General features: G+C 46.2%; 18 protein-coding genes. All 18 read right to left on the reverse strand.

Annotated features, from left to right (window positions below; translation table 11 throughout):
- Nucleotides 1-32 precede the first annotated feature (32 nt).
- Genes ACLKMH_RS17245 through ACLKMH_RS17330 form a run of 18 tightly spaced genes read right to left on the reverse strand, consistent with a single transcriptional unit; the run spans nucleotide 33 to nucleotide 26,822 of the window.
- Complete coding sequence (locus ACLKMH_RS17245; RefSeq protein WP_413699230.1) at nucleotides 33-1,223, reverse strand: Ig-like domain-containing protein; 1,191 nt, start codon at nucleotides 1,221-1,223, stop codon at nucleotides 33-35.
- Entirely contained in the window at nucleotides 1,168-2,724 is a 1,557-nt protein-coding gene (locus ACLKMH_RS17250) for a Calx-beta domain-containing protein (RefSeq protein WP_413699231.1), read from the reverse strand. The genes ACLKMH_RS17245 and ACLKMH_RS17250 overlap by 56 nt, the downstream gene beginning before the upstream one ends.
- Nucleotides 2,678-3,091 (reverse strand): Calx-beta domain-containing protein, encoded by a 414-nt coding sequence (locus ACLKMH_RS17255; protein ID WP_413699232.1) that lies wholly within the window; start codon nucleotides 3,089-3,091, stop codon nucleotides 2,678-2,680. Before ACLKMH_RS17255 ends, ACLKMH_RS17250 begins: the two co-directional genes overlap by 47 nt.
- Nucleotides 3,075-3,458: a hypothetical protein gene (locus ACLKMH_RS17260; protein ID WP_413699233.1), complete on the reverse strand. Its 384-nt coding sequence runs from the start codon at nucleotides 3,456-3,458 to the stop codon at nucleotides 3,075-3,077. Before ACLKMH_RS17260 ends, ACLKMH_RS17255 begins: the two co-directional genes overlap by 17 nt.
- Nucleotides 3,442-5,655 carry a beta strand repeat-containing protein gene (locus ACLKMH_RS17265; protein ID WP_413699234.1) on the reverse strand — a complete coding sequence of 738 codons (2,214 nt, stop codon included), beginning with the start codon at nucleotides 5,653-5,655 and terminating at the stop codon, nucleotides 3,442-3,444. Before ACLKMH_RS17265 ends, ACLKMH_RS17260 begins: the two co-directional genes overlap by 17 nt.
- A complete protein-coding gene (locus tag ACLKMH_RS17270) occupies nucleotides 5,639-7,120 on the reverse strand; it encodes a Calx-beta domain-containing protein (protein ID WP_413699235.1) in 1,482 nt (493 codons plus the stop codon). Before ACLKMH_RS17270 ends, ACLKMH_RS17265 begins: the two co-directional genes overlap by 17 nt.
- Nucleotides 7,104-7,487: a hypothetical protein gene (locus ACLKMH_RS17275; protein ID WP_413699236.1), complete on the reverse strand. Its 384-nt coding sequence runs from the start codon at nucleotides 7,485-7,487 to the stop codon at nucleotides 7,104-7,106. The genes ACLKMH_RS17270 and ACLKMH_RS17275 overlap by 17 nt, the downstream gene beginning before the upstream one ends.
- On the reverse strand, nucleotides 7,471-8,952 hold the full coding sequence (locus ACLKMH_RS17280; RefSeq protein ID WP_413699237.1) for a Calx-beta domain-containing protein: 1,482 nt from the start codon (nucleotides 8,950-8,952) through the stop codon (nucleotides 7,471-7,473). The genes ACLKMH_RS17275 and ACLKMH_RS17280 overlap by 17 nt, the downstream gene beginning before the upstream one ends.
- Nucleotides 8,936-11,515: a beta strand repeat-containing protein gene (locus tag ACLKMH_RS17285; protein ID WP_413699238.1), complete on the reverse strand. Its 2,580-nt coding sequence runs from the start codon at nucleotides 11,513-11,515 to the stop codon at nucleotides 8,936-8,938. The genes ACLKMH_RS17280 and ACLKMH_RS17285 overlap by 17 nt, the downstream gene beginning before the upstream one ends.
- Complete coding sequence (locus ACLKMH_RS17290) at nucleotides 11,499-12,614, reverse strand: Calx-beta domain-containing protein (protein ID WP_413699239.1); 1,116 nt, start codon at nucleotides 12,612-12,614, stop codon at nucleotides 11,499-11,501. Before ACLKMH_RS17290 ends, ACLKMH_RS17285 begins: the two co-directional genes overlap by 17 nt.
- Nucleotides 12,598-12,981, reverse strand: coding sequence for a hypothetical protein (locus ACLKMH_RS17295; RefSeq protein ID WP_413699240.1), 384 nt, complete (start codon nucleotides 12,979-12,981; stop codon nucleotides 12,598-12,600). The genes ACLKMH_RS17290 and ACLKMH_RS17295 overlap by 17 nt, the downstream gene beginning before the upstream one ends.
- Nucleotides 12,965-13,348, reverse strand: a complete 384-nt coding sequence (locus ACLKMH_RS17300; RefSeq protein ID WP_413699241.1) for a hypothetical protein — start codon at nucleotides 13,346-13,348, stop codon at nucleotides 12,965-12,967. The genes ACLKMH_RS17295 and ACLKMH_RS17300 overlap by 17 nt, the downstream gene beginning before the upstream one ends.
- Complete coding sequence (locus ACLKMH_RS17305) at nucleotides 13,332-13,715, reverse strand: hypothetical protein (RefSeq protein ID WP_413699242.1); 384 nt, start codon at nucleotides 13,713-13,715, stop codon at nucleotides 13,332-13,334. The genes ACLKMH_RS17300 and ACLKMH_RS17305 overlap by 17 nt, the downstream gene beginning before the upstream one ends.
- Nucleotides 13,699-14,082: a hypothetical protein gene (locus ACLKMH_RS17310; RefSeq protein WP_413699236.1), complete on the reverse strand. Its 384-nt coding sequence runs from the start codon at nucleotides 14,080-14,082 to the stop codon at nucleotides 13,699-13,701. Before ACLKMH_RS17310 ends, ACLKMH_RS17305 begins: the two co-directional genes overlap by 17 nt.
- A complete protein-coding gene (locus tag ACLKMH_RS17315; protein WP_413699243.1) occupies nucleotides 14,066-15,181 on the reverse strand; it encodes a Calx-beta domain-containing protein in 1,116 nt (371 codons plus the stop codon). The genes ACLKMH_RS17310 and ACLKMH_RS17315 overlap by 17 nt, the downstream gene beginning before the upstream one ends.
- On the reverse strand, nucleotides 15,165-17,012 hold the full coding sequence (locus ACLKMH_RS17320; RefSeq protein ID WP_413699244.1) for a Calx-beta domain-containing protein: 1,848 nt from the start codon (nucleotides 17,010-17,012) through the stop codon (nucleotides 15,165-15,167). Before ACLKMH_RS17320 ends, ACLKMH_RS17315 begins: the two co-directional genes overlap by 17 nt.
- Nucleotides 16,996-21,963: a beta strand repeat-containing protein gene (locus ACLKMH_RS17325; protein ID WP_413699245.1), complete on the reverse strand. Its 4,968-nt coding sequence runs from the start codon at nucleotides 21,961-21,963 to the stop codon at nucleotides 16,996-16,998. Before ACLKMH_RS17325 ends, ACLKMH_RS17320 begins: the two co-directional genes overlap by 17 nt.
- Complete coding sequence (locus ACLKMH_RS17330; RefSeq protein WP_413699246.1) at nucleotides 21,960-26,822, reverse strand: beta strand repeat-containing protein; 4,863 nt, start codon at nucleotides 26,820-26,822, stop codon at nucleotides 21,960-21,962. The genes ACLKMH_RS17325 and ACLKMH_RS17330 overlap by 4 nt, the downstream gene beginning before the upstream one ends.
- Nucleotides 26,823-26,844 lie beyond the last annotated feature (22 nt).

The raw sequence follows: 26,844 nt of genomic DNA on the forward strand, positions 1-26,844 counted from the left end.
AACTGTATGAACATCTTCTATATCTTCTGGCGCTAAGCATTACCAGCAAAATCACTTACATTAGCAGTAGCAATATAAGTCGTTGAATAATTTAATTGTTCAACATCATTCGCAGGAACCGTAACGCTAAATACGCCATCTAATACTTCGCCCGTATAACTTTTGCCATTAAAAACAACTGTTGCTATTTGTCCGTTTTCAATTCCCGTTGTGGTACCTGAAATGACAAGAGGTTGTGTTAGTTCAATGGCATCAATAATATCGCCACTAATTTCATCTAATGTAATTGTACCTGCTGTCGTATCACCAATGATAGCAGTGTCACTGTGACTTGGAGATACATTACCAACTAAATCAGAAACTGTTGCACTAACAACAATACTCTCACCATCTTCCGGCACATCGTAAGTAGTCTTGTAACCATTATCTATCATGTCCTGAGTGATAGAAATATTACTTAATGTCCCATCAGGATTAGTGACATTTAAAGTGTCAAAAATAGTTGCCCCTTCTGGGATGATAATTGTCACATCAACTTGTCCAACTAATTCATCGTTAGTTATTGTCCCATCATCGTTAATATCTTCTGTAATGATTACTATAGGAGCATCAAAAGCAACACCTGTTACATTAACTTGTACCGTCGCCGTATTAGAAATATTTCCAGTCTCATCTAATACTGTATAAGTAAATGAATCAACACCACTAAAGTCATCATTAGGAACATAAACAACCGTACCGTCAGTATTAACAGTGACATGGCCATTAGCTGGCTGGCTTTCTATAACAACAGAGCTTTCATCTATATCACCATCCGGATCACTGTCATTCGCCAATATGTCAATTTGAATTGGCGTTGACTCATCAGTGGTGATGATAGAAGTAGGATCTGTAACATGTGATAGGTTTTCAGCAATCCAAATATTATTTCCGTCAGAGTCATTTAACTCAACTTCAAATACATATTCACCACCTTGATCCCAATAGAATACTTCTACAAAATGTTCTCCTGCGTCTAAATCAATTGTAGTTGTAGCAGTCTGCGGTGAAGTTATTTCATTAAATGAGAAAACCACAACACCATCTATTTTTACTAAAAAGCCATCATCAAACTGACTGTTGAAAGTGTAAACGCCATCATTTTGAACATTTAAATTACCAGTTAGTTTAATAACACCATCCGTTGCTTCTTCGGTGCTTGAGCCAGTAATAGATGCTTGCATCGTTATTTAGGAATGCAATTAGGTTATCTGGAACACCTTCAACATTAATCTCATCCGCTAAATCTCCATTTCCATAACCGTAGTCAATTTCAGTTGAAGTAAATTTAATTTCACTATCAACAGATTCAGTGTAATCAATGACTTGGAAAATACTTTCAAGGTTACCTTGAGTATAAGTGTTGCCATTCTCGTCAACAGCTTCAGCACCTTCTACATAGCCCCAATATTGTCCATACAAACTACCACTGATAGTCCCAGGGTCATCCACTGCAACTGGAGGGTTATTTGCATCAATAATGGTGGTGATCACTTTATCGTTACTTGTTGAAACACGTACGTCTTCTAAATCGCCATTTTCTAGCGTAGAAATCGATACCGTAAAATCTTCGTTACCTTCTGGTAAGTTATCGTCAATAGTATCAATGTTAAAGGTCGCAGTGGTTTCACCCGCTAGAATCACCACACTGCTTACCGCTGTGTAGTCATTACCGTCTGCATCGGTGGTGGTGTAATTAAAGTTCACCGTCAAATCAGACAGTGGTGCTTCAGTGATGGTCACGGTGTAATCCGTCGTCGTCTCACCTTCTACCACTGTGCCTGGACCGGCAATACTCACAATCGCCGTATCTGCATCTGGATCCGTCGGTACCACTTCATCAGTGATACTCGTAGTTACCGCATTCTCGGTTGTTGATACGCGTACATCTTCTAGACCACCATTTTCAACCGTCGCAATCGACACGGTAAAGTCTTCGCCGCCTTCAGCAAAGTTATCGTCAATGGTTTCAATGTTAAAGGTCGCAGTGGTTTCACCCGCTAAAATCACCACACTGCTTACCGCTGTGTAGTCATTACCGTCTGCATCCGTGGTCGTGTAGTTGAACGTCACGGTTAAGTCTGTTTCAGGCGCTTCGGTGATGGTCACGGTGTAATCCGTCGTCGTCTCACCTTCTACCACTGTGCCTGGACCGGCAATACTCACAATCGCCGTATCAGCATCTGGATCCGTCGGTACCACTTCATCAGTGATACTCGTAGTTACCGCATTCTCGGTTGTTGATACGCGTACATCTTCTAGACCACCATTTTCAACCGTCGCAATCGACACGGTAAAGTCTTCACTGCCTTCAGCAAAGTTATCGTCAATGGTATCAATGTTGAAGGTCGCAGTGGTTTCACCCGCTAAAATCACCACACTGCTTACCGCTGTGTAGTCATTACCGTCTGCATCCGTGGTGGTGTAGTTAAAGTTCACCGTTAAATCAGACAGTGGCGCTTCGGTGATGGTCACGGTGTAATCCGTGGTCGTCTCACCTTCTACCACTGTGCCTGGACCGGCAATACTCACAATCGCCGTATCAGCATCTGGATCAACCGGTACCACTTCATCAGTGATACTGGTTGTCACGGCATTATCAGCCGTTGAGATTCTAACGTCTTCGAGACCACCATTTTCAACCGTCGCAATCGACACGGTAAAGTCTTCGGTCGCCTTCAGCAAAGTTATCGTCAATGGTATCAATGTTAAAGGTCGCAGTGGTTTCACCCGCTAAAATCACCACACTGCTTACCGCTGTGTAGTCATTACCGTCTGCATCCGTGGTAGTGTAATTAAAGTTCACCGTTAAATCAGACAGTGGCGCTTCGGTGATGGTCACGGTGTAATCCGTGGTCGTCTCACCTTCTACCACTGTGCCTGGACCGGCAATACTCACAATCGCCGTATCAGCATCTGGATCCGTCGGTACCACTTCATCAGTGATACTGGTTGTCACGGCATTATCAGCCGTTGAAATTCTAACGTCTTCGAGACCACCATTTTCAACCGTCGCAATCGACACGGTAAAGTCTTCAGCCGCCTTCAGCAAAGTTATCGTCAATGGTATCAATGTTAAAGGTCGCAGTGGTTTCACCCGCTAAAATCACCACACTGCTTACCGCTGTGTAGTCATTACCGTCTGCATCCGTGGTAGTGTAATTAAAGTTCACCGTTAAATCAGACAGTGGCGCTTCGGTGATGGTCACGGTGTAATCCGTGGTCGTCTCACCTTCTACCACTGTGCCTGGACCGGCAATACTCACAATCGCCGTATCAGCATCTGGATCCGTCGGTACCACTTCATCAGTGATACTGGTTGTCACGGCATTATCAGCCGTTGAAATTCTAACGTCTTCGAGACCACCATTTTCAACCGTCGCAATCGACACGGTAAAGTCTTCAGCCGCCTTCAGCAAAGTTATCGTCAATGGTTTCAATGTTAAAGGTCGCAGTGGTTTCACCCGCTAAAATCACCACACTGCTTACCGCTGTGTAGTCATTACCGTCTGCATCCGTGGTAGTGTAGTTGAACGTCACGGTTAAGTCTGTTTCAGGTGCTTCAGTGATGGTCACGGTGTAATCCGTGGTCGTTTCACCTTCTACCACTGTGCCTGGACCGGCAATACTCACAATCGCCGTATCAGCATCTGGATCCGTCGGTACCACTTCATCAGTGATACTGGTTGTCACGGCATTATCAGCCGTTGAAATTCTAACGTCTTCGAGACCACCATTTTCAACCGTCGCAATCGACACGGTAAAGTCTTCGCCGCCTTCAGCAAAGTTATCGTCAATGGTTTCAATGTTAAAGGTCGCAGTGGTTTCACCCGCTAAAATCACCACACTGCTTACCGCTGTGTAGTCATTACCGTCTGCATCCGTGGTCGTGTAGTTGAACGTCACGGTTAAGTCTGTTTCAGGCGCTTCGGTGATGGTCACGGTGTAATCCGTCGTCGTCTCACCTTCTACCACTGTGCCTGGACCGGCAATACTCACAATCGCCGTATCAGCATCTGGATCCGTCGGTACCACTTCATCAGTGATACTCGTAGTTACCGCATTCTCGGTTGTTGATACGCGTACATCTTCTAGACCACCATTTTCAACCGTCGCAATCGACACGGTAAAGTCTTCACTGCCTTCAGCAAAGTTATCGTCAATGGTATCAATGTTGAAGGTCGCAGTGGTTTCACCCGCTAAAATCACCACACTGCTTACCGCTGTGTAGTCATTACCGTCTGCATCCGTGGTCGTGTAGTTGAACGTCACGGTTAAGTCTGTTTCAGGTGCTTCGGTGATGGTCACGGTGTAATCCGTGGTCGTCTCACCTTCTACCACTGTGCCTGGACCGGCAATACTCACAATCGCCGTATCAGCATCTGGATCCGTCGGTACCACTTCATCAGTGATACTCGTAGTTACCGCATTCTCGGTTGTTGATACGCGTACATCTTCTAGACCACCATTTTCAACCGTCGCAATCGACACGGTAAAGTCTTCGCCGCCTTCAGCAAAGTTATCGTCAATGGTATCAATGTTAAAGGTCGCAGTGGTTTCACCCGCTAAAATCACCACACTGCTTACCGCTGTGTAGTCATTACCGTCTGCATCCGTGGTCGTGTAGTTGAACGTCACGGTTAAGTCTGTTTCAGGTGCTTCGGTGATGGTCACGGTGTAATCCGTGGTCGTTTCACCTTCTACCACTGTGCCTGGACCGGCAATACTCACAATCGCCGTATCAGCATCTGGATCAACCGGTACCACTTCATCAGTGATACTGGTTGTCACGGCATTATCAGCCGTTGAAATTCTAACGTCTTCGAGACCACCATTTTCAACCGTCGCAATCGACACGGTAAAGTCTTCGCCGCCTTCAGCAAAGTTATCGTCAATGGTATCAATGTTAAAGGTCGCAGTGGTTTCACCCGCTAAAATCACCACACTGCTTACCGCTGTGTAGTCATTACCGTCTGCATCCGTGGTAGTGTAATTAAAGTTCACCGTTAAATCAGACAGTGGCGCTTCGGTGATGGTCACGGTGTAATCCGTGGTCGTCTCACCTTCTACCACTGTGCCTGGACCGGCAATACTCACAATCGCCGTATCAGCATCTGGATCCGTCGGTACCACTTCATCAGTGATACTGGTTGTCACGGCATTATCAGCCGTTGAAATTCTAACGTCTTCGAGACCACCATTTTCAACCGTCGCAATCGACACGGTAAAGTCTTCAGCGCCTTCAGCAAAGTTATCGTCAATAGTATCAATGTTAAAGGTCGCAGTGGTTTCACCCGCTAAAATCACCACACTGCTTACCGCTGTGTAGTCATTACCGTCTGCATCCGTGGTGGTGTAGTTAAAGTTCACCGTTAAATCAGACAGTGGCGCTTCGGTGATGGTCACGGTGTAATCCGTGGTCGTCTCACCTTCTACCACTGTGCCTGGACCGGCAATACTCACAATCGCCGTATCAGCATCTGGATCAACCGGTACCACTTCATCAGTGATACTGGTTGTCACGGCATTATCAGCCGTTGAGATTCTAACGTCTTCGAGACCACCATTTTCAACCGTCGCAATCGACACGGTAAAGTCTTCAGCCGCCTTCAGCAAAGTTATCGTCAATAGTATCAATGTTGAAGGTCGCAGTGGTTTCACCCGCTAAAATCACCACACTGCTTACCGCTGTGTAGTCATTACCGTCTGCATCCGTGGTCGTGTAGTTGAACGTCACGGTTAAGTCTGTTTCAGGTGCTTCGGTGATGGTCACGGTGTAATCCGTCGTCGTCTCACCTTCTACCACTGTGCCTGGACCGGCAATACTCACAATCGCCGTATCAGCATCTGGATCCGTCGGTACCACTTCATCAGTGATACTCGTAGTTACCGCATTCTCGGTTGTTGATACGCGTACATCTTCTAGACCACCATTTTCAACCGTCGCAATCGACACGGTAAAGTCTTCACTGCCTTCAGCAAAGTTATCGTCAATAGTATCAATGTTAAAGGTCGCAGTGGTTTCACCCGCTAAAATCACCACACTGCTTACCGCTGTGTAGTCATTACCGTCTGCATCCGTGGTAGTGTAATTAAAGTTCACCGTTAAATCAGACAGTGGCGCTTCGGTGATGGTCACGGTGTAATCCGTGGTCGTCTCACCTTCTACCACTGTGCCTGGACCGGCAATACTCACAATCGCCGTATCAGCATCTGGATCCGTCGGTACCACTTCATCAGTGATACTGGTTGTCACGGCATTATCAGCCGTTGAAATTCTAACGTCTTCGAGACCACCATTTTCAACCGTCGAAATCGACACGGTAAAGTCTTCGTCGCCTTCAGCAAAGTTATCGTCAATAGTATCAATGTTGAAGGTCGCAGTGGTTTCACCCGCTAAAATCACCACACTGCTTACCGCTGTGTAGTCATTACCGTCTGCATCCGTGGTAGTGTAATTAAAGTTCACCGTTAAATCAGACAGTGGCGCTTCGGTGATGGTCACGGTGTAATCCGTGGTCGTCTCACCTTCTACCACTGTGCCTGGACCGGCAATACTCACAATCGCCGTATCAGCATCTGGATCCGTCGGTACCACTTCATCAGTGATACTGGTTGTCACGGCATTATCAGCCGTTGAAATTCTAACGTCTTCTAGACCACCATTTTCAACCGTCGCAATCGACACGGTAAAGTCTTCACTGCCTTCAGCAAAGTTATCGTCAATGGTATCAATGTTAAAGGTCGCAGTGGTTTCACCCGCTAAAATCACCACACTGCTTACCGCTGTGTAGTCATTACCGTCTGCATCCGTGGTAGTGTAATTAAAGTTCACCGTTAAATCAGACAGTGGTGCTTCGGTGATGGTCACGGTGTAATCCGTGGTCGTCTCACCTTCTACCACTGTGCCTGGACCGGCAATACTCACAATCGCCGTATCTGCATCTGGATCCGTCGGTACCACTTCATCAGTGATACTCGTAGTTACCGCATTCTCGGTTGTTGATACGCGTACATCTTCTAGACCACCATTTTCAACCGTCGCAATCGACACGGTAAAGTCTTCAGTCGCCTTCAGCAAAGTTATCGTCAATGGTATCAATGTTAAAGGTCGCAGTGGTTTCACCCGCTAAAATCACCACACTGCTTACCGCTGTGTAGTCATTACCGTCTGCATCCGTGGTCGTGTAGTTGAACGTCACGGTTAAGTCTGTTTCAGGTGCTTCGGTGATGGTCACGGTGTAATCCGTGGTCGTCTCACCTTCTACCACTGTGCCTGGACCGGCAATACTCACAATCGCCGTATCAGCATCTGGATCCGTCGGTACCACTTCATCAGTGATACTCGTAGTTACCGCATTCTCGGTTGTTGATACGCGTACATCTTCTAGACCACCATTTTCAACCGTCGCAATCGACACGGTAAAGTCTTCAGCCGCCTTCAGCAAAGTTATCGTCAATGGTTTCAATGTTAAAGGTCGCAGTGGTTTCACCCGCTAAAATCACCACACTGCTTACCGCTGTGTAGTCATTACCGTCTGCATCCGTGGTCGTGTAGTTGAACGTCACGGTTAAGTCTGTTTCAGGTGCTTCGGTGATGGTCACGGTGTAATCCGTGGTCGTTTCACCTTCTACCACTGTGCCTGGACCGGCAATACTCACAATCGCCGTATCAGCATCTGGATCAACCGGGACAACTTCATCAGTGATACTGGTTGTCACGGCATTATCAGCCGTTGAGATTCTAACGTCTTCGAGACCACCATTTTCAACCGTCGCAATCGACACGGTAAAGTCTTCGTCGCCTTCAGCAAAGTTATCGTCAATGGTATCAATGTTAAAGGTCGCAGTGGTTTCACCCGCTAAAATCACCACACTGCTTACCGCTGTGTAGTCATTACCGTCTGCATCCGTGGTGGTGTAATTAAAATTCACCGTTAAATCAGACAGTGGCGCTTCGGTGATGGTCACGGTGTAATCCGTGGTCGTCTCACCTTCTACCACTGTGCCTGGACCGGCAATACTCACAATCGCCGTATCAGCATCTGGATCAACCGGGACAACTTCATCAGTGATACTGGTAGTTACCGCATTCTCGGTTGTTGATACGCGTACATCTTCTAGACCACCATTTTCAACCGTCGCAATCGACACGGTAAAGTCTTCACTGCCTTCAGCAAAGTTATCGTCAATGGTATCAATGTTAAAGGTCGCAGTGGTTTCACCCGCTAAAATCACCACACTGCTTACCGCTGTGTAGTCATTACCGTCTGCATCCGTGGTAGTGTAATTAAAGTTCACCGTTAAATCAGACAGTGGCGCTTCGGTGATGGTCACGGTGTAATCCGTCGTCGTCTCACCTTCTACCACTGTGCCTGGACCGGCAATACTCACAATCGCCGTATCTGCATCTGGATCCGTCGGTACCACTTCATCAGTGATACTCGTAGTTACCGCATTCTCGGTTGTTGATACGCGTACATCTTCTAGACCACCATTTTCAACCGTCGCAATCGACACGGTAAAGTCTTCGCCGCCTTCAGCAAAGTTATCGTCAATGGTATCAATGTTAAAGGTCGCAGTGGTTTCACCCGCTAAAATCACCACACTGCTTACCGCTGTGTAGTCATTACCATCTGCATCCGTGGTAGTGTAATTAAAGTTCACCGTTAAATCAGACAGTGGCGCTTCGGTGATGGTCACGGTGTAATCCGTGGTCGTCTCACCTTCTACCACTGTGCCTGGACCGGCAATACTCACAATCGCCGTATCAGCATCTGGATCCGTCGGTACCACTTCATCAGTGATACTGGTTGTCACGGCATTATCAGCCGTTGAAATTCTAACGTCTTCGAGACCACCATTTTCAACCGTCGCAATCGACACGGTAAAGTCTTCAGCCGCCTTCAGCAAAGTTATCGTCAATGGTATCAATGTTAAAGGTCGCAGTGGTTTCACCCGCTAAAATCACCACACTGCTTACCGCTGTGTAGTCATTACCGTCTGCATCCGTGGTAGTGTAATTAAAGTTCACCGTTAAATCAGACAGTGGCGCTTCGGTGATGGTCACGGTGTAATCCGTGGTCGTCTCACCTTCTACCACTGTGCCTGGACCGGCAATACTCACAATCGCCGTATCAGCATCTGGATCCGTCGGTACCACTTCATCAGTGATACTGGTAGTTACCGCATTATCAGCCGTTGAAATTCTAACGTCTTCGAGACCACCATTTTCAACCGTCGCAATCGACACGGTAAAGTCTTCGCCGCCTTCAGCAAAGTTATCGTCAATGGTATCAATGTTAAAGGTCGCAGTGGTTTCACCCGCTAAAATCACCACACTGCTTACCGCTGTGTAGTCATTACCGTCTGCATCCGTGGTAGTGTAATTAAAGTTCACCGTTAAATCAGACAGTGGCGCTTCGGTGATGGTCACGGTGTAATCCGTGGTCGTCTCACCTTCTACCACTGTGCCTGGACCGGCAATACTCACAATCGCCGTATCAGCATCTGGATCAACCGGGACAACTTCATCAGTGATACTGGTTGTCACGGCATTATCAGCCGTTGAGATTCTAACGTCTTCGAGACCACCATTTTCAACCGTCGCAATCGACACGGTAAAGTCTTCGCCGCCTTCAGCAAAGTTATCGTCAATAGTATCAATGTTGAAGGTCGCAGTGGTTTCACCCGCTAAAATCACCACACTGCTTACCGCTGTGTAGTCATTACCGTCTGCATCCGTGGTCGTGTAGTTGAACGTCACGGTTAAGTCTGTTTCAGGTGCTTCAGTGATGGTCACGGTGTAATCCGTGGTCGTTTCACCTTCTACCACTGTGCCTGGACCGGCAATACTCACAATCGCCGTATCAGCATCTGGATCCGTCGGTACCACTTCATCAGTGATACTGGTTGTCACGGCATTATCAGCCGTTGAAATTCTAACGTCTTCGAGACCACCATTTTCAACCGTCGCAATCGACACGGTAAAGTCTTCGTCGCCTTCAGCAAAGTTATCGTCAATGGTATCAATGTTAAAGGTCGCAGTGGTTTCACCCGCTAAAATCACCACACTGCTTACCGCTGTGTAGTCATTACCGTCTGCATCCGTGGTAGTGTAATTAAAGTTCACCGTTAAATCAGACAGTGGCGCTTCGGTGATGGTCACGGTGTAATCCGTGGTCGTCTCACCTTCTACCACTGTGCCTGGACCGGCAATACTCACAATCGCCGTATCAGCATCTGGATCCGTCGGTACCACTTCATCAGTGATACTGGTTGTCACGGCATTATCAGCCGTTGAAATTCTAACGTCTTCGAGACCACCATTTTCAACCGTCGCAATCGACACGGTAAAGTCTTCGCCGCCTTCAGCAAAGTTATCGTCAATAGTATCAATGTTGAAGGTCGCAGTGGTTTCACCCGCTAAAATCACCACACTGCTTACCGCTGTGTAGTCATTACCGTCTGCATCCGTGGTCGTGTAGTTGAACGTCACGGTTAAGTCTGTTTCAGGTGCTTCAGTGATGGTCACGGTGTAATCCGTGGTCGTTTCACCTTCTACCACTGTGCCTGGACCGGCAATACTCACAATCGCCGTATCAGCATCTGGATCCGTCGGTACCACTTCATCAGTGATACTGGTTGTCACGGCATTATCAGCCGTTGAAATTCTAACGTCTTCGAGACCACCATTTTCAACCGTCGCAATCGACACGGTAAAGTCTTCGTCGCCTTCAGCAAAGTTATCGTCAATGGTATCAATGTTAAAGGTCGCAGTGGTTTCACCCGCTAAAATCACCACACTGCTTACCGCTGTGTAGTCATTACCGTCTGCATCCGTGGTAGTGTAATTAAAGTTCACCGTTAAATCAGACAGTGGCGCTTCGGTGATGGTCACGGTGTAATCCGTGGTCGTCTCACCTTCTACCACTGTGCCTGGACCGGCAATACTCACAATCGCCGTATCAGCATCTGGATCCGTCGGTACCACTTCATCAGTGATACTGGTTGTCACGGCATTATCAGCCGTTGAAATTCTAACGTCTTCGAGACCACCATTTTCAACTGTCGCAATCGACACGGTAAAGTCTTCGGCGCCTTCAGCAAAGTTATCGTCAATAGTATCAATGTTAAAGGTCGCAGTGGTTTCACCCGCTAAAATCACCACACTGCTTACCGCTGTGTAGTCATTACCATCTGCATCCGTGGTAGTGTAATTAAAGTTCACCGTTAAATCAGACAGTGGCGCTTCGGTGATGGTCACGGTGTAATCCGTGGTCGTCTCACCTTCTACCACTGTGCCTGGACCGGCAATACTCACAATCGCCGTATCAGCATCTGGATCCGTCGGTACCACTTCATCAGTGATACTGGTTGTCACGGCATTATCAGCCGTTGAAATTCTAACGTCTTCGAGACCACCATTTTCAACCGTCGCAATCGACACGGTAAAGTCTTCAGCCGCCTTCAGCAAAGTTATCGTCAATGGTCTCAATGTTAAAGGTCGCAGTGGTTTCACCCGCTAAAATCACCACACTGCTTACCGCTGTGTAGTCATTACCATCTGCATCCGTGGTAGTGTAATTAAAGTTCACCGTTAAATCAGACAGTGGCGCTTCAGTGATGGTCACGGTGTAATCCGTCGTCGTCTCACCTTCTACCACTGTGCCTGGACCGGCAATACTCACAATCGCCGTATCTGCATCTGGATCCGTCGGTACCACTTCATCAGTGATACTGGTTGTCACGGCATTATCAGCCGTTGAAATTCTAACGTCTTCGAGACCACCATTTTCAACCGTCGCAATCGACACGGTAAAGTCTTCGTCGCCTTCAGCAAAGTTATCGTCAATGGTTTCAATGTTAAAGGTCGCAGTGGTTTCACCCGCTAAAATCACCACACTGCTTACCGCTGTGTAGTCATTACCGTCTGCATCCGTGGTCGTGTAGTTGAACGTCACGGTTAAGTCTGTTTCAGGCGCTTCGGTGATGGTCACGGTGTAATCCGTCGTCGTCTCACCTTCTACCACTGTGCCTGGACCGGCAATACTCACAATCGCCGTATCAGCATCTGGATCCGTCGGTACCACTTCATCAGTGATACTCGTAGTTACCGCATTCTCGGTTGTTGATACGCGTACATCTTCTAGACCACCATTTTCAACCGTCGCAATCGACACGGTAAAGTCTTCACTGCCTTCAGCAAAGTTATCGTCAATGGTATCAATGTTGAAGGTCGCAGTGGTTTCACCCGCTAAAATCACCACACTGCTTACCGCTGTGTAGTCATTACCGTCTGCATCCGTGGTGGTGTAGTTAAAGTTCACCGTTAAATCAGACAGTGGCGCTTCGGTGATGGTCACGGTGTAATCCGTGGTCGTCTCACCTTCTACCACTGTGCCTGGACCGGCAATACTCACAATCGCCGTATCAGCATCTGGATCAACCGGTACCACTTCATCAGTGATACTGGTTGTCACGGCATTATCAGCCGTTGAGATTCTAACGTCTTCGAGACCACCATTTTCAACCGTCGCAATCGACACGGTAAAGTCTTCAGTCGCCTTCAGCAAAGTTATCGTCAATGGTATCAATGTTAAAGGTCGCAGTGGTTTCACCCGCTAAAATCACCACACTGCTTACCGCTGTGTAGTCATTACCGTCTGCATCCGTGGTAGTGTAATTAAAGTTCACCGTTAAATCAGACAGTGGCGCTTCGGTGATGGTCACGGTGTAATCCGTGGTCGTCTCACCTTCTACCACTGTGCCTGGACCGGCAATACTCACAATCGCCGTATCAGCATCTGGATCCGTCGGTACCACTTCATCAGTGATACTGGTTGTCACGGCATTATCAGCCGTTGAAATTCTAACGTCTTCGAGACCACCATTTTCAACCGTCGCAATCGACACGGTAAAGTCTTCAGCCGCCTTCAGCAAAGTTATCGTCAATGGTTTCAATGTTAAAGGTCGCAGTGGTTTCACCCGCTAAAATCACCACACTGCTTACCGCTGTGTAGTCATTACCGTCTGCATCCGTGGTAGTGTAGTTAAAGTTCACCGTTAAATCAGACAGTGGCGCTTCAGTGATGGTCACGGTGTAATCCGTGGTCGTTTCACCTTCTACCACTGTGCCTGGACCGGCAATACTCACAATCGCCGTATCAGCATCTGGATCCGTCGGTACCACTTCATCAGTGATACTGGTTGTCACGGCATTATCAGCCGTTGAAATTCTAACGTCTTCGAGACCACCATTTTCAACCGTCGCAATCGACACGGTAAAGTCTTCAGTCGCCTTCAGCAAAGTTATCGTCAATAGTATCAATGTTGAAGGTCGCAGTGGTTTCACCCGCTAAAATCACCACACTGCTTACCGCTGTGTAGTCATTACCGTCTGCATCCGTGGTGGTGTAGTTAAAGTTCACCGTTAAATCAGACAGTGGCGCTTCAGTGATGGTCACGGTGTAATCCGTGGTCGTCTCACCTTCTACCACTGTGCCTGGACCGGCAATACTCACAATCGCCGTATCAGCATCTGGATCAACCGGGACAACTTCATCAGTGATACTGGTTGTCACGGCATTATCAGCCGTTGAGATTCTAACGTCTTCGAGACCACCATTTTCAACCGTCGCAATCGACACGGTAAAGTCTTCAGTCGCCTTCAGCAAAGTTATCGTCAATAGTATCAATGTTGAAGGTCGCAGTGGTTTCACCCGCTAAAATCACCACACTGCTTACCGCTGTGTAGTCATTACCGTCTGCATCCGTGGTCGTGTAGTTGAACGTCACGGTTAAGTCTGTTTCAGGTGCTTCGGTGATGGTCACGGTGTAATCCGTGGTCGTCTCACCTTCTACCACTGTGCCTGGACCGGCAATACTCACAATCGCCGTATCAGCATCTGGATCCGTCGGTACCACTTCATCAGTGATACTCGTAGTTACCGCATTCTCGGTTGTTGATACGCGTACATCTTCTAGACCACCATTTTCAACCGTCGCAATCGACACGGTAAAGTCTTCAGCCGCCTTCAGCAAAGTTATCGTCAATGGTATCAATGTTAAAGGTCGCAGTGGTTTCACCCGCTAAAATCACCACACTGCTTACCGCTGTGTAGTCATTACCGTCTGCATCCGTGGTCGTGTAGTTGAACGTCACGGTTAAGTCTGTTTCAGGTGCTTCGGTGATGGTCACGGTGTAATCCGTGGTCGTTTCACCTTCTACCACTGTGCCTGGACCGGCAATACTCACAATCGCCGTATCAGCATCTGGATCCGTCGGTACCACTTCATCAGTGATACTGGTTGTCACGGCATTATCAGCCGTTGAAATTCTAACGTCTTCGAGACCACCATTTTCAACCGTCGCAATCGACACGGTAAAGTCTTCGTCGCCTTCAGCAAAGTTATCGTCAATAGTATCAATGTTGAAGGTCGCAGTGGTTTCACCCGCTAAAATCACCACACTGCTTACCGCTGTGTAGTCATTACCGTCTGCATCCGTGGTCGTGTAGTTGAACGTCACGGTTAAGTCTGTTTCAGGTGCTTCAGTGATGGTCACGGTGTAATCCGTGGTCGTTTCACCTTCTACCACTGTGCCTGGACCGGCAATACTCACAATCGCCGTATCAGCATCTGGATCAACCGGTACCACTTCATCAGTGATACTGGTTGTCACGGCATTATCAGCCGTTGAGATTCTAACGTCTTCGAGACCACCATTTTCAACCGTCGCAATCGACACGGTAAAGTCTTCGTCGCCTTCAGCAAAGTTATCGTCAATGGTATCAATGTTAAAGGTCGCAGTGGTTTCACCCGCTAAAATCACCACACTGCTTACCGCTGTGTAGTCATTACCGTCTGCATCCGTGGTAGTGTAATTAAAGTTCACCGTTAAATCAGACAGTGGCGCTTCGGTGATGGTCACGGTGTAATCCGTGGTCGTCTCACCTTCTACCACTGTGCCTGGACCGGCAATACTCACAATCGCCGTATCAGCATCTGGATCCGTCGGTACCACTTCATCAGTGATACTGGTTGTCACGGCATTATCAGCCGTTGAAATTCTAACGTCTTCGAGACCACCATTTTCAACCGTCGAAATCGACACGGTAAAGTCTTCAGCCGCCTTCAGCAAAGTTATCGTCAATGGTATCAATGTTAAAGGTCGCAGTGGTTTCACCCGCTAAAATCACCACACTGCTTACCGCTGTGTAGTCATTACCGTCTGCATCGGTGGTGGTGTAGTTGAACGTCACGGTTAAGTCTGTTTCAGGTGCTTCGGTGATGGTCACGGTGTAATCCGTGGTCGTCTCACCTTCTACCACTGTGCCTGGACCGGCAATACTCACAATCGCCGTATCAGCATCTGGATCAACCGGGACAACTTCATCAGTGATACTGGTAGTTACCGCATTCTCGGTTGTTGATACGCGTACATCTTCTAGACCACCATTTTCAACCGTCGCAATCGACACGGTAAAGTCTTCACTGCCTTCAGCAAAGTTATCGTCAATGGTATCAATGTTAAAGGTCGCAGTGGTTTCACCCGCTAAAATCACCACACTGCTTACCGCTGTGTAGTCATTACCGTCTGCATCCGTGGTAGTGTAATTAAAGTTCACCGTTAAATCAGACAGTGGTGCTTCGGTGATGGTCACGGTGTAATCCGTGGTCGTCTCACCTTCTACCACTGTGCCTGGACCGGCAATACTCACAATCGCCGTATCTGCATCTGGATCCGTCGGTACCACTTCATCAGTGATACTCGTAGTTACCGCATTCTCGGTTGTTGATACGCGTACATCTTCTAGACCACCATTTTCAACCGTCGCAATCGACACGGTAAAGTCTTCGCCGCCTTCAGCAAAGTTATCGTCAATGGTATCAATGTTAAAGGTCGCAGTGGTTTCACCCGCTAAAATCACCACACTGCTTACCGCTGTGTAGTCATTACCGTCTGCATCCGTGGTCGTGTAGTTGAACGTCACGGTTAAGTCTGTTTCAGGTGCTTCGGTGATGGTCACGGTGTAATCCGTGGTCGTCTCACCTTCTACCACTGTGCCTGGACCGGCAATACTCACAATCGCCGTATCAGCATCTGGATCCGTCGGTACCACTTCATCAGTGATACTCGTAGTTACCGCATTCTCGGTTGTTGATACGCGTACATCTTCTAGACCACCATTTTCAACCGTCGCAATCGACACGGTAAAGTCTTCGCCGCCTTCAGCAAAGTTATCGTCAATGGTTTCAATGTTAAAGGTCGCAGTGGTTTCACCCGCTAAAATCACCACACTGCTTACCGCTGTGTAGTCATTACCGTCTGCATCCGTGGTCGTGTAGTTGAACGTCACGGTTAAGTCTGTTTCAGGTGCTTCGGTGATGGTCACGGTGTAATCCGTGGTCGTTTCACCTTCTACCACTGTGCCTGGACCGGCAATACTCACAATCGCCGTATCAGCATCTGGATCAACCGGGACAACTTCATCAGTGATACTGGTTGTCACGGCATTATCAGCCGTTGAGATTCTAACGTCTTCGAGACCACCATTTTCAACCGTCGCAATCGACACGGTAAAGTCTTCAGCGCCTTCAGCAAAGTTATCGTCAATGGTATCAATGTTAAAGGTCGCAGTGGTTTCACCCGCTAAAATCACCACACTGCTTACCGCTGTGTAGTCATTACCGTCTGCATCCGTGGTCGTGTAGTTGAACGTCACGGTTAAGTCTGTTTCAGGTGCTTCGGTGATGGTCACGGTGTAATCCGTGGTCGTTTCACCTTCTACCACTGTGCCTGGACCGGCAATACTCACAATCGCCGTATCAGCATCTGGATCAACCGGTACCACTTCATCAGTGATACTGGTTGTCACGGCATTATCAGCCGTTGAAATTCTAACGTCTTCGAGACCACCATTTTCAACCGTCGAAATCGACACGGTAAAGTCTTCAGCCGCCTTCAGCAAAGTTATCGTCAATGGTATCAATGTTAAAGGTCGCAGTGGTTTCACCTGCTAAAATCACCACACTGCTTACCGCTGTGTAGTCATTACCGTCTGCATCGGTGGTGGTGTAGTTGAACGTCACGGTTAAGTCTGTTTCAGGTGCTTCGGTGATGGTCACGGTGTAATCCGTGGTCGTCTCACCTTCTACCACTGTGCCTGGACCGGCAATACTCACAATCGCCGTATCAGCATCTGGATCCGTCGGTACCACTTCATCAGTGATACTGGTTGTCACGGCATTATCAGCCGTTGAAATTCTAACGTCTTCGAGACCACCATTTTCAACCGTCGAAATCGACACGGTAAAGTCTTCGCTGCCTTCAGCAAAGTTATCGTCAATGGTCTCAATGTTAAAGGTCGCAGTGGTTTCACCCGCTAAAATCACCACACTGCTTACCGCTGTGTAGTCATTACCATCTGCATCCGTGGTAGTGTAATTAAAGTTCACCGTTAAATCAGACAGTGGCGCTTCGGTGATGGTCACGGTGTAATCCGTGGTCGTCTCACCTTCTACCACTGTGCCTGGACCGGCAATACTCACAATCGCCGTATCAGCATCTGGATCCGTCGGTACCACTTCATCAGTGATACTGGTTGTCACGGCATTATCAGCCGTTGAAATTCTAACGTCTTCGAGACCACCATTTTCAACCGTCGCAATCGACACGGTAAAGTCTTCGTCGCCTTCAGCAAAGTTATCGTCAATGGTATCAATGTTAAAGGTCGCAGTGGTTTCACCCGCTAAAATCACCACACTGCTTACCGCTGTGTAGTCATTACCATCTGCATCCGTGGTAGTGTAATTAAAGTTCACCGTTAAATCAGACAGTGGCGCTTCGGTGATGGTCACGGTGTAATCCGTGGTCGTCTCACCTTCTACCACTGTGCCTGGACCGGCAATACTCACAATCGCCGTATCAGCATCTGGATCCGTCGGTACCACTTCATCAGTGATACTGGTTGTCACGGCATTATCAGCCGTTGAAATTCTAACGTCTTCGAGACCACCATTTTCAACCGTCGCAATCGACACGGTAAAGTCTTCGCCGCCTTCAGCAAAGTTATCGTCAATGGTATCAATGTTAAAGGTCGCAGTGGTTTCACCCGCTAAAATCACCACACTGCTTACCGCTGTGTAGTCATTACCATCTGCATCCGTGGTAGTGTAATTAAAGTTCACCGTTAAATCAGACACTGGTGCTTCGGTGATGGTCACGGTGTAATCCGTGGTCGTCTCACCTTCTACCACTGTGCCTGGACCGGCAATACTCACAATCGCCGTATCAGCATCTGGATCCGTCGGTACCACTTCATCAGTGATACTGGTTGTCACGGCATTATCAGCCGTTGAAATTCTAACGTCTTCGAGACCACCATTTTCAACCGTCGCAATCGACACGGTAAAGTCTTCGTCGCCTTCAGCAAAGTTATCGTCAATAGTATCAATGTTAAAGGTCGCAGTGGTTTCACCCGCTAAAATCACCACACTGCTTACCGCTGTGTAGTCATTACCGTCTGCATCCGTGGTGGTGTAGTTGAACGTCACGGTTAAGTCTGTTTCAGGTGCTTCGGTGATGGTCACGGTGTAATCCGTGGTCGTCTCACCTTCTACCACTGTGCCTGGACCGGCAATACTCACAATCGCCGTATCAGCATCTGGATCCGTCGGTACCACTTCATCAGTGATACTGGTTGTCACGGCATTATCAGCCGTTGAAATTCTAACGTCTTCGAGACCACCATTTTCAACCGTCGAAATCGACACGGTAAAGTCTTCGCCGCCTTCAGCAAAGTTATCGTCAATGGTATCAATGTTAAAGGTCGCAGTGGTTTCACCCGCTAAAATCACCACACTGCTTACCGCTGTGTAGTCATTACCGTCTGCATCGGTGGTGGTGTAGTTGAACGTCACGGTTAAGTCTGTTTCAGGTGCTTCGGTGATGGTCACGGTGTAATCCGTGGTCGTCTCACCTTCTACCACTGTGCCTGGACCGGCAATACTCACAATCGCCGTATCAGCATCTGGATCCGTCGGTACCACTTCATCAGTGATACTGGTTGTCACGGCATTATCAGCCGTTGAAATTCTAACGTCTTCGAGACCACCATTTTCAACCGTCGCAATCGACACGGTAAAGTCTTCGCCGCCTTCAGCAAAGTTATCGTCAATGGTATCAATGTTAAAGGTCGCAGTGGTTTCACCCGCTAAAATCACCACACTGCTTACCGCTGTGTAGTCATTACCATCTGCATCCGTGGTAGTGTAATTAAAGTTCACCGTTAAATCAGACAGTGGCGCTTCGGTGATGGTCACGGTGTAATCCGTCGTCGTCTCACCTTCTACCACTGTGCCTGGACCGGCAATACTCACAATCGCCGTATCAGCATCTGGATCCGTCGGTACCACTTCATCAGTGATCGTTGTCGTAACAGCATTCTCGGTGCTAGACACACGCACGTCTTCTAGACCGCCCGCAGTAACCGTCGCAATCGACACGGTAAAGTCTTCACTGCCTTCCGCTAAGTTATCGTCAATGGTCGCAATGTCGAAGGTTGCGCTGGTTTCACCCGCTAAAATCACCACACTGCCCACGGCCGTGTAGTCATTGCCATCGGCATCATTGGTGGTGTAGTTGAACGTCACGGTTAAGTCGCTTGCCGGTGCTTCGGTGATGCTCACGGTGTAATCCGTGGTCACTTCACCTTCAATCACGGCGCCTGGGCCCACAAGAGAAATTATTGCCGTATCCACGTCAGGATCTGTTGGTACATCTTCATCCGTGATAACGGTACTAATTAAGTTTGTACCTGTTATGGTTTTTTCAAACCCACCATCAGTATGACTTGAAAGTGTTACCGTATAAATTTCTGTGCCTTCAGCAAAATTATCATCCGTATTTGTTACATTAAAGTCAGCAGATTGTGTTCCTGCCGCGATTATTACATTTATGCTAGTCGGAATTAAATCTCCATCATCTGTTGTAGTGTGTCCTGTGTTGATAACTACATTAATATCTTCAGTAGGTATTTTATCTACACTTACAGTGTAAGTTGCTGTTCCACCTTCTGTTACTGAATTGTCTCCTGAAAGAGATACAGTTGCTGTATCTTCAGATGTTGGAGATGCTTCATCATTAATAGTTGTAGTCACAGAACCAGCTGTTGAACTTACTTCAACATTTTCAAACCCACCTAAGCTTGGGTTAGCGATACTGACGATAAAGTCTTCTGCACCCTCTGCATATGCATCATCTACTGTTGCTACATTAAAAGGAGCCGAAGTTAAGCTATTCGCAGGGATTGTGACGCTAGTGACGCCTTCAACAATATCTCCTGTCTCTGCACTTGTATATGAGTAAACAACATCAACTGTCATCGCTTCCGTTGGGGCTTTATCGACGCTGATTGTATAGCTTGCATCCGCTTCACCTTCAATAACGGAAGTTGAACCTGTGATACTCACTGTTGCAATATCATCTGCACTTGGTGGTGTTGGTTCATTGGCATTGCCATCTAATATGGTTGTAGTTACAGCTCCTGCTGTTGAACTTATTTCAACGTTTTCAAATCCACCCGCACTTGGGTTGGAGATTGTGACTATAAAGTCTTCTGCACCCTCTGCATAAGCATCATCTACTGTTGCTACATTAAAAGGAGCCGAAGTTAAGCTATTCGCTGGGATTGTAACGCTAGTGACGCCTTCAACGATATCCCCTGTCTCTGCACTTGTATATGAATATACAACATCTACAGTCATATCAACTGTTGGGGCTTTATCAACGCTGATTGTATAGCTTGCATCCGCTTCACCTTCAATAACGGAAGTTGAGCCTGTGATACTCACTGTTGCAATATCATCTGCACTTGGCGGTGTTGGTTCATTAGCATTGCCATCTAAAATGGTTGTAGTAACAGCTCCTGCTGTTGAGCTTACTTCAACGTTTTCAAATCCACCTAAACTTGCGTTAGCGATACTGACAATAAAGTCTTCCGCACCCTCTGCGTATGCATCATCTACTGTTGCTACATTAAAAGGAGCCGAAGTTAAGCTATTAGCAGGGATTGTGACGCTAGTGACGCCTTCAACGATATCCCCTGTCTCTGCACTTGTATATGAGTAAACAACATCAACTGTCATCGCTTCCGTTGGGGCTTTATCGACGCTGATTGTATAGCTTGCATCCGCTTCACCTTCGATGACCGATGCTGAGCCTGTAATACTCACCGTTGCAATATCATCTGCGCTCGGTGGTGTTGGTTCATTGGCATTACCATCTAGTATGGTTGTTGTAATAGAACCAGTTGTTGAGCTTACTTCAACGTTTTCGAATCCACCCGCACTTGGGTTGGAGATTGTGACTATAAAGTCTTCTGCACCCTCTGCATAAGCATCATCTACTGTTGCGACATTAAAAGGAGCCGATGTTAAGCTATTCGCAGGGATCGTGACGCTGGTTAGACCCTCAACGATATCCCCCGTCTCTGCACTTGTATATGAATATACAACATCTACAGTCATATCTACCGTTGGGGCTTTATCGACGCTAATTGTATAGGTTGCATCTGCTTCACCTTCAATAACGGAAGTTGAACCAGTAATACTTACTGTTGCAGTATCATCATCTGTTGGAATAGCTTCATCTGTAATAGTACCAACACCCTGAGCATCAGCAATTAAAGCATTTGAACTAACATTACTTAAGTTCATAACAAACGTTTCAGAACCTTCAGCTAAATAATCATCTGTTATAGGCACTGTTATGGTCGTTGTTAAAGCTCCCGTGACAATAGAGCCATTGCCATTTACTGCTGTGTAGTCTGTCCCTGCTAGAGCACTTCCATTATCTGCTGAAGCATACTCAAAAGTTACGTCAGTATCTGACACATTACTAAGTGTTACAGTAAACGTCATTGTTCCAGCATTTTCATCGACACTTTCATCACTGATAATAATACTTGAGTACCCTCATTATCGACTATTTCTGTCGATACAGGCGTTTGATCAATGACTAAGTTCTCAAAGTTACCACCCGTTGAAATACCATTGAGCTCTACGGTATAGTTTTCGTTACCTTCAGCTAAGGTATCATCAGTATTGGCAACATTAAAAGTTGCACTTGATGCATTTGCAGGGATATCTACCGTGATAATTGTTGGAATCAAGTCCCCATTATCTGTAGTTGTGTGACCAGTAACGACTTCAACAGTCATTGCAGTCTCTGCTGGATTAGTTAAATTGATAGTATAAGTCGCTTCGCCACCTTCAATAACTGATGTATCACCAGTTAGTGTCATTGTAGAAGTATCAATATCATCACTTAAAACCGTTGTTACTGTTGAAGACGTGTCCAAGCCTTCGAAGTTTCCACCCGTTGTGGAAGTGATCGCGACATCAATATTAGAGTCGGCATCATTATAAACATCATCTGGCGCTGTGACATCAACGCTATTTGACACGGTTGCGCCCACAGGAATTATCAGTACCACACCATTATCAAGTGTAATACTTAAGTCCGTTGACTCTGGGGCATTATCAACACTTGCACTATAAGTAATTGACCCACCTTCAATAACACTTGCTGTCGCGCTGAGTGTAACCGTTGAAATATCATTATCATCGCTTAGCACTGTGGTGACTGTTGAAGTTGTATCTAAGTCTTCGTAGTTTCCACCGGTTGTTGAAGTGATCGCAACATCAATATTAGAGTCGGCATCATTATAAACATCATCTGGCGCTGTGACATCAACGCTGTTTGACGCCGTTGCGCCTGCTGGAACGGTGAGAACCACACCATTATCAAGTGTAATAATTAAGTCCGTTGACTCCGGTGCATTATCGACACTTGCACTGTAAGTAATTGAACCACCTTCTGTGACACTTGGTGTCGCGCTGAGCGTAATGGTTGAAATATCATTATCATCACTAAGTACTGTGGTGACTGTTGAAGTCGTATCTAAGTCTTCGTAGTTTCCACCTGTTGTTGAAGTGATCGCAACATCAATATTAGAATCGGCATCATTATAAACATCATCTGGCGCTGTGACATCAACGCTGTTTGACGCCGTTGCGCCTGCTGGAACGGTGAGAACCACACCATTATCAAGTGTAATAATTAAGTCTGTTGACTCCGGTGCATTATCGACACTTGCACTGTAAGTAATTGAGCCACCTTCTGTGACACTTTGTGTCGCGCTGAGCGTAATGGTTGAAATATCATTATCATCGCTTAGTACTGTGGTGACTATTGAAGTCGTATCTAAGTCTTCGTAGTTTCCACCTGTCGTTGAAGCGATCGCAACATCAATATTAGAGTCCGCATCATTATAAACATCGTCTGGGGCTGTAACATCAACGCTGTTTGAAGCCGTTGCGCCTGCTGGAACGGTGAGAACCACACCATTATCAAGTGTAATAATTAGGTCCGTTGACTCCGGTGCATTATCGACAGTTGCACTGTAAGTAATTGAACCACCTTCTGTGACACTTGGCGTCGCACTGAGCGTAACAGTTGAAATATCATTATCATCACTAAGCACAGTACTGACTGTTGAAGTCGTATCTAAGGCTTCGTAGTTTCCACCGGTTGTTGAAGTGATCGCAACATCAATATTAGAGTCGGTATCATTATAAACATCATCTGGGGCAGTGACATCGACGCTATTTGACACAGTTGCGCCTGCTGGAACGGTGAGAACTACACCATTATCAAGTGTAATAATTAAGTCCGTTGTTTCCGGTGCATTATCGACACTTGCACTGTAAGTAATTGATCCACCTTCTGTGACACTTGCTGTCGCGCTGAGCGTAACGGTTGAGGTTTCTGGCGAAGTAATTATATCATCATTTATCGTACCAATGCCTTGAGCATCGGCAATAACAACACTTGCAGGTGAAATATTGGTAAGATTAATTAAAAATGTTTCAGCTGTTTCGGCATAGTTATCATCAGTAATAGGGACTTCTATGCTTGTTGTCATTTGACCAGCAGTAATTATCCCACTACCACTTACGGCAGTGTAGTCAGTCCCTGCAATTGCACTTGAGTTATCAGTGGAGTCATAGTTAAAAGTCACATCACTAGTACTTGCTTTACTTAAAGATACTTCAAAAATCATAACTCCAGCATCTTCATTTACAGTTACATCATTAATGCTAATGGATAGTACATCATCATCAACTATTGTTGTATTTACAGGAAGAGTATCTACATTAATTGTTTCGAAACCTCCGCCTGTTGTTACACCAGTAAGTGCAACTGTGTAAGCTTCATTCCCTTCTGCTATTGCATCTTGATTATTCGAAACTGTGAAGCTTACTGTATCTGAATTTGCCGGTACGGTAACTGTAATAGTTGCAGGTACTAAGTCACCATCTTCCGTAGTTGTGTGCCCAGTAATTACTTCAATATCCATTGAAGTTGCAGTAACTTGATCTAGTGAGATAGTGTATGTCGCATCCCCACCTTCTTCTACAGAGCTAGCTCCACTTAATTGTATATTTACAATTTCTTTATCCGCTTCTACTGTGTCATCTATTGGTGAATTATCAGAGATGACTGTAATTACTGGAGTTGTATCTACATTGACAGCTTCGAAACCACCACCACTAGTCGATCCACTTAATTCAACTTTATAAGCTTCATCGCCTTCAGCATATGCATCATCAATATTTGAAACTGTCAAGGTCGCGACAGTATCACCTTGTAAAATTGTAACTTGTTGTGTTGTTGGTATTAAATCACCATCTTGAGTTGTACTATGTCCAGTTACCACATCAACTATCATATCTGTAATTGTCGCTTCACTAATTGTTACTGTATAACTTGCTGTATCGCCTTCAGCTACAGTTTGATCACCACTTAACGACACAGTTATAGTATCTTCTGCTCCGGCTGTTGGTTCATCTTGAATAATACCAAGGCCTGTTGTGTCACTTATTGTTGCATAAGTGGCATTGCTTAGTAGCATGTCAAAAGTTTCACTACCTTCAGCAATATAATCATCACTGATAGGCACCGTGATTACTTGAGTTGTAACATTTGGATCGAATGTTAATGTGCCATTAACCGCAGTGTAGTCTAAGCCTTCTGTAGATGTACCATTAGTATCATCTGTAATATAATCTACCGTTACAGTAGAACTACTTGGATTACTTAAAGTGACGGTAAACGACATTGTTTGATCATCTTCATTTACTGTCATGTCGTTAATTGAAAGAGAAGGCAAATCATTATCAATAATATTTGTATTTACTGAACCAGCTACACTGTCTACATTTATTGTTTCGAATTGATCGCCACTTGCAGATACGATGCTCACAGTATAAGTTTCTGTTGGCTCAGCTAAATTATCGTCAGTTGTGTCTACTGTAAATGTTGCGCTTGTATCGCCCGCAGGGATTGTGACGGTAGTGTTCACAGGAACTAAATCGCCCGCATCCGTAGTAACATGACCTGTCACAACTGAAACTAGAATATCTGACGTTGATACAGTATCTGTTGTCACGGTATAGGTTGCTGTATTACCTTCTAATACAGATGCATCACCATCAATTGAAACTGTTGCGCCGGCATCCGGTGAATCCGGTGTACCTGGAGGTGTGACTGGTGGTGTTGGGTCTGAAGCATCAACAATGGTAGTTGTCACAACATCGGCTGTTGCATCAACGGCAATTGTTTCAAATTCGGCGCCGGTTGCACCACTAATGCTTGCAGTAAATGTTTCTCCACTATCTGCAATGGCATCATCCGTTGTCACCACATCAAAGGTTGCCGTTAGCGAGCCAGCAGGAATTGTGACGTTGGTAGTGACAGGAGTTAAATCTCCATTATCGGTTGTAACATGTCCTGTAACCACTGAAACGATAATATCTTCTGATGAGACAGTATCTGTTGTCACTGTATAAGTAACAGTGTTGCCTTCCCAGACAGTACTATCACCAGAGATAGACACAGTTGCACCTACATCTAAATCCACTGGATTTGTCTCATCAGTAATTGCTGTTGTAACTGAATCAACACCAACCACTGTATTCTCAAACCCACCACCATTTGTTGCAGTAATTTTAACTTCAAAATTTTCCGTATTTTCGGCAAGTGCATCATCAATTGTAACAACGTCGAAGCTAACAGAAGTTTGACCTGCAGGAATGATGACTTGTGTGAAACTTGGGACACTGAAATCACCTGCTTCAGTTGTAATATTTTCTGTTTCAATGGTTACAACTAAATCAGTAGTTGGAACTCTATCTACGTGAATCGTGTATGTCGCTGTTTCTGCTTCTACGACCGTTGTTGAACCTGTGATCCACACCGTCGCTGTATCTTCAGCTGTTGGAGATGCTTCATCATTAATAGTAGTTGTAACTTCAGAAGCACCAAGTGCGACATTTTCTACACCGCCACCAACTGGGTCACTCATTGTAACAGTGAAGTCTTCCCCACCTTCTGCATATGCATCATCATTAGTATCAACAGTGAAGTCTACGTATGTTTGCCCTGCAGGAATAGTAACAGTTGTATCTAACTCAACATAATCACCAGTTGTCGTATCTACATGCCCTGTTTTTATCGATACAGTTAAATCTGTTTCTACTACTTTATCTGCTGTAACTCTAAATGAAGCTTGAGTAGACTCTTCAACGTTTGCATCACCGCTTAGCGTTAAGACAACCGTATCTTCTGGATTTGATGGCGTAGGCTCATCTGTGATTGTTCCCACTCCTTTTGCGTCAGCAATAAGAGCATTTGCACTTACATTTGATAAGATCATATCAAATGTTTCAGGGTCTTCT

This window comes from Psychromonas sp. KJ10-10, assembly GCF_047323245.1.
Lineage (GTDB): Bacteria > Pseudomonadota > Gammaproteobacteria > Enterobacterales > Psychromonadaceae > Psychromonas.

Bases quoted from the DNA above. Each gene is read 5' to 3' on its own strand.
- ACLKMH_RS17245 (WP_413699230.1), bottom strand. From the start codon at position 1,223: ATGCAAGCATCTATTACTGGCTCAAGCACCGAAGAAGCAACGGATGGT.
- ACLKMH_RS17325 (WP_413699245.1), bottom strand. From the start codon at position 21,963: ATGACGTTTACTGTAACACTTAGTAATGTGTCAGATACTGACGTAACT.
- ACLKMH_RS17330 (WP_413699246.1), bottom strand. From the start codon at position 26,822: ATGATCTTATCAAATGTAAGTGCAAATGCTCTTATTGCTGACGCAAAA.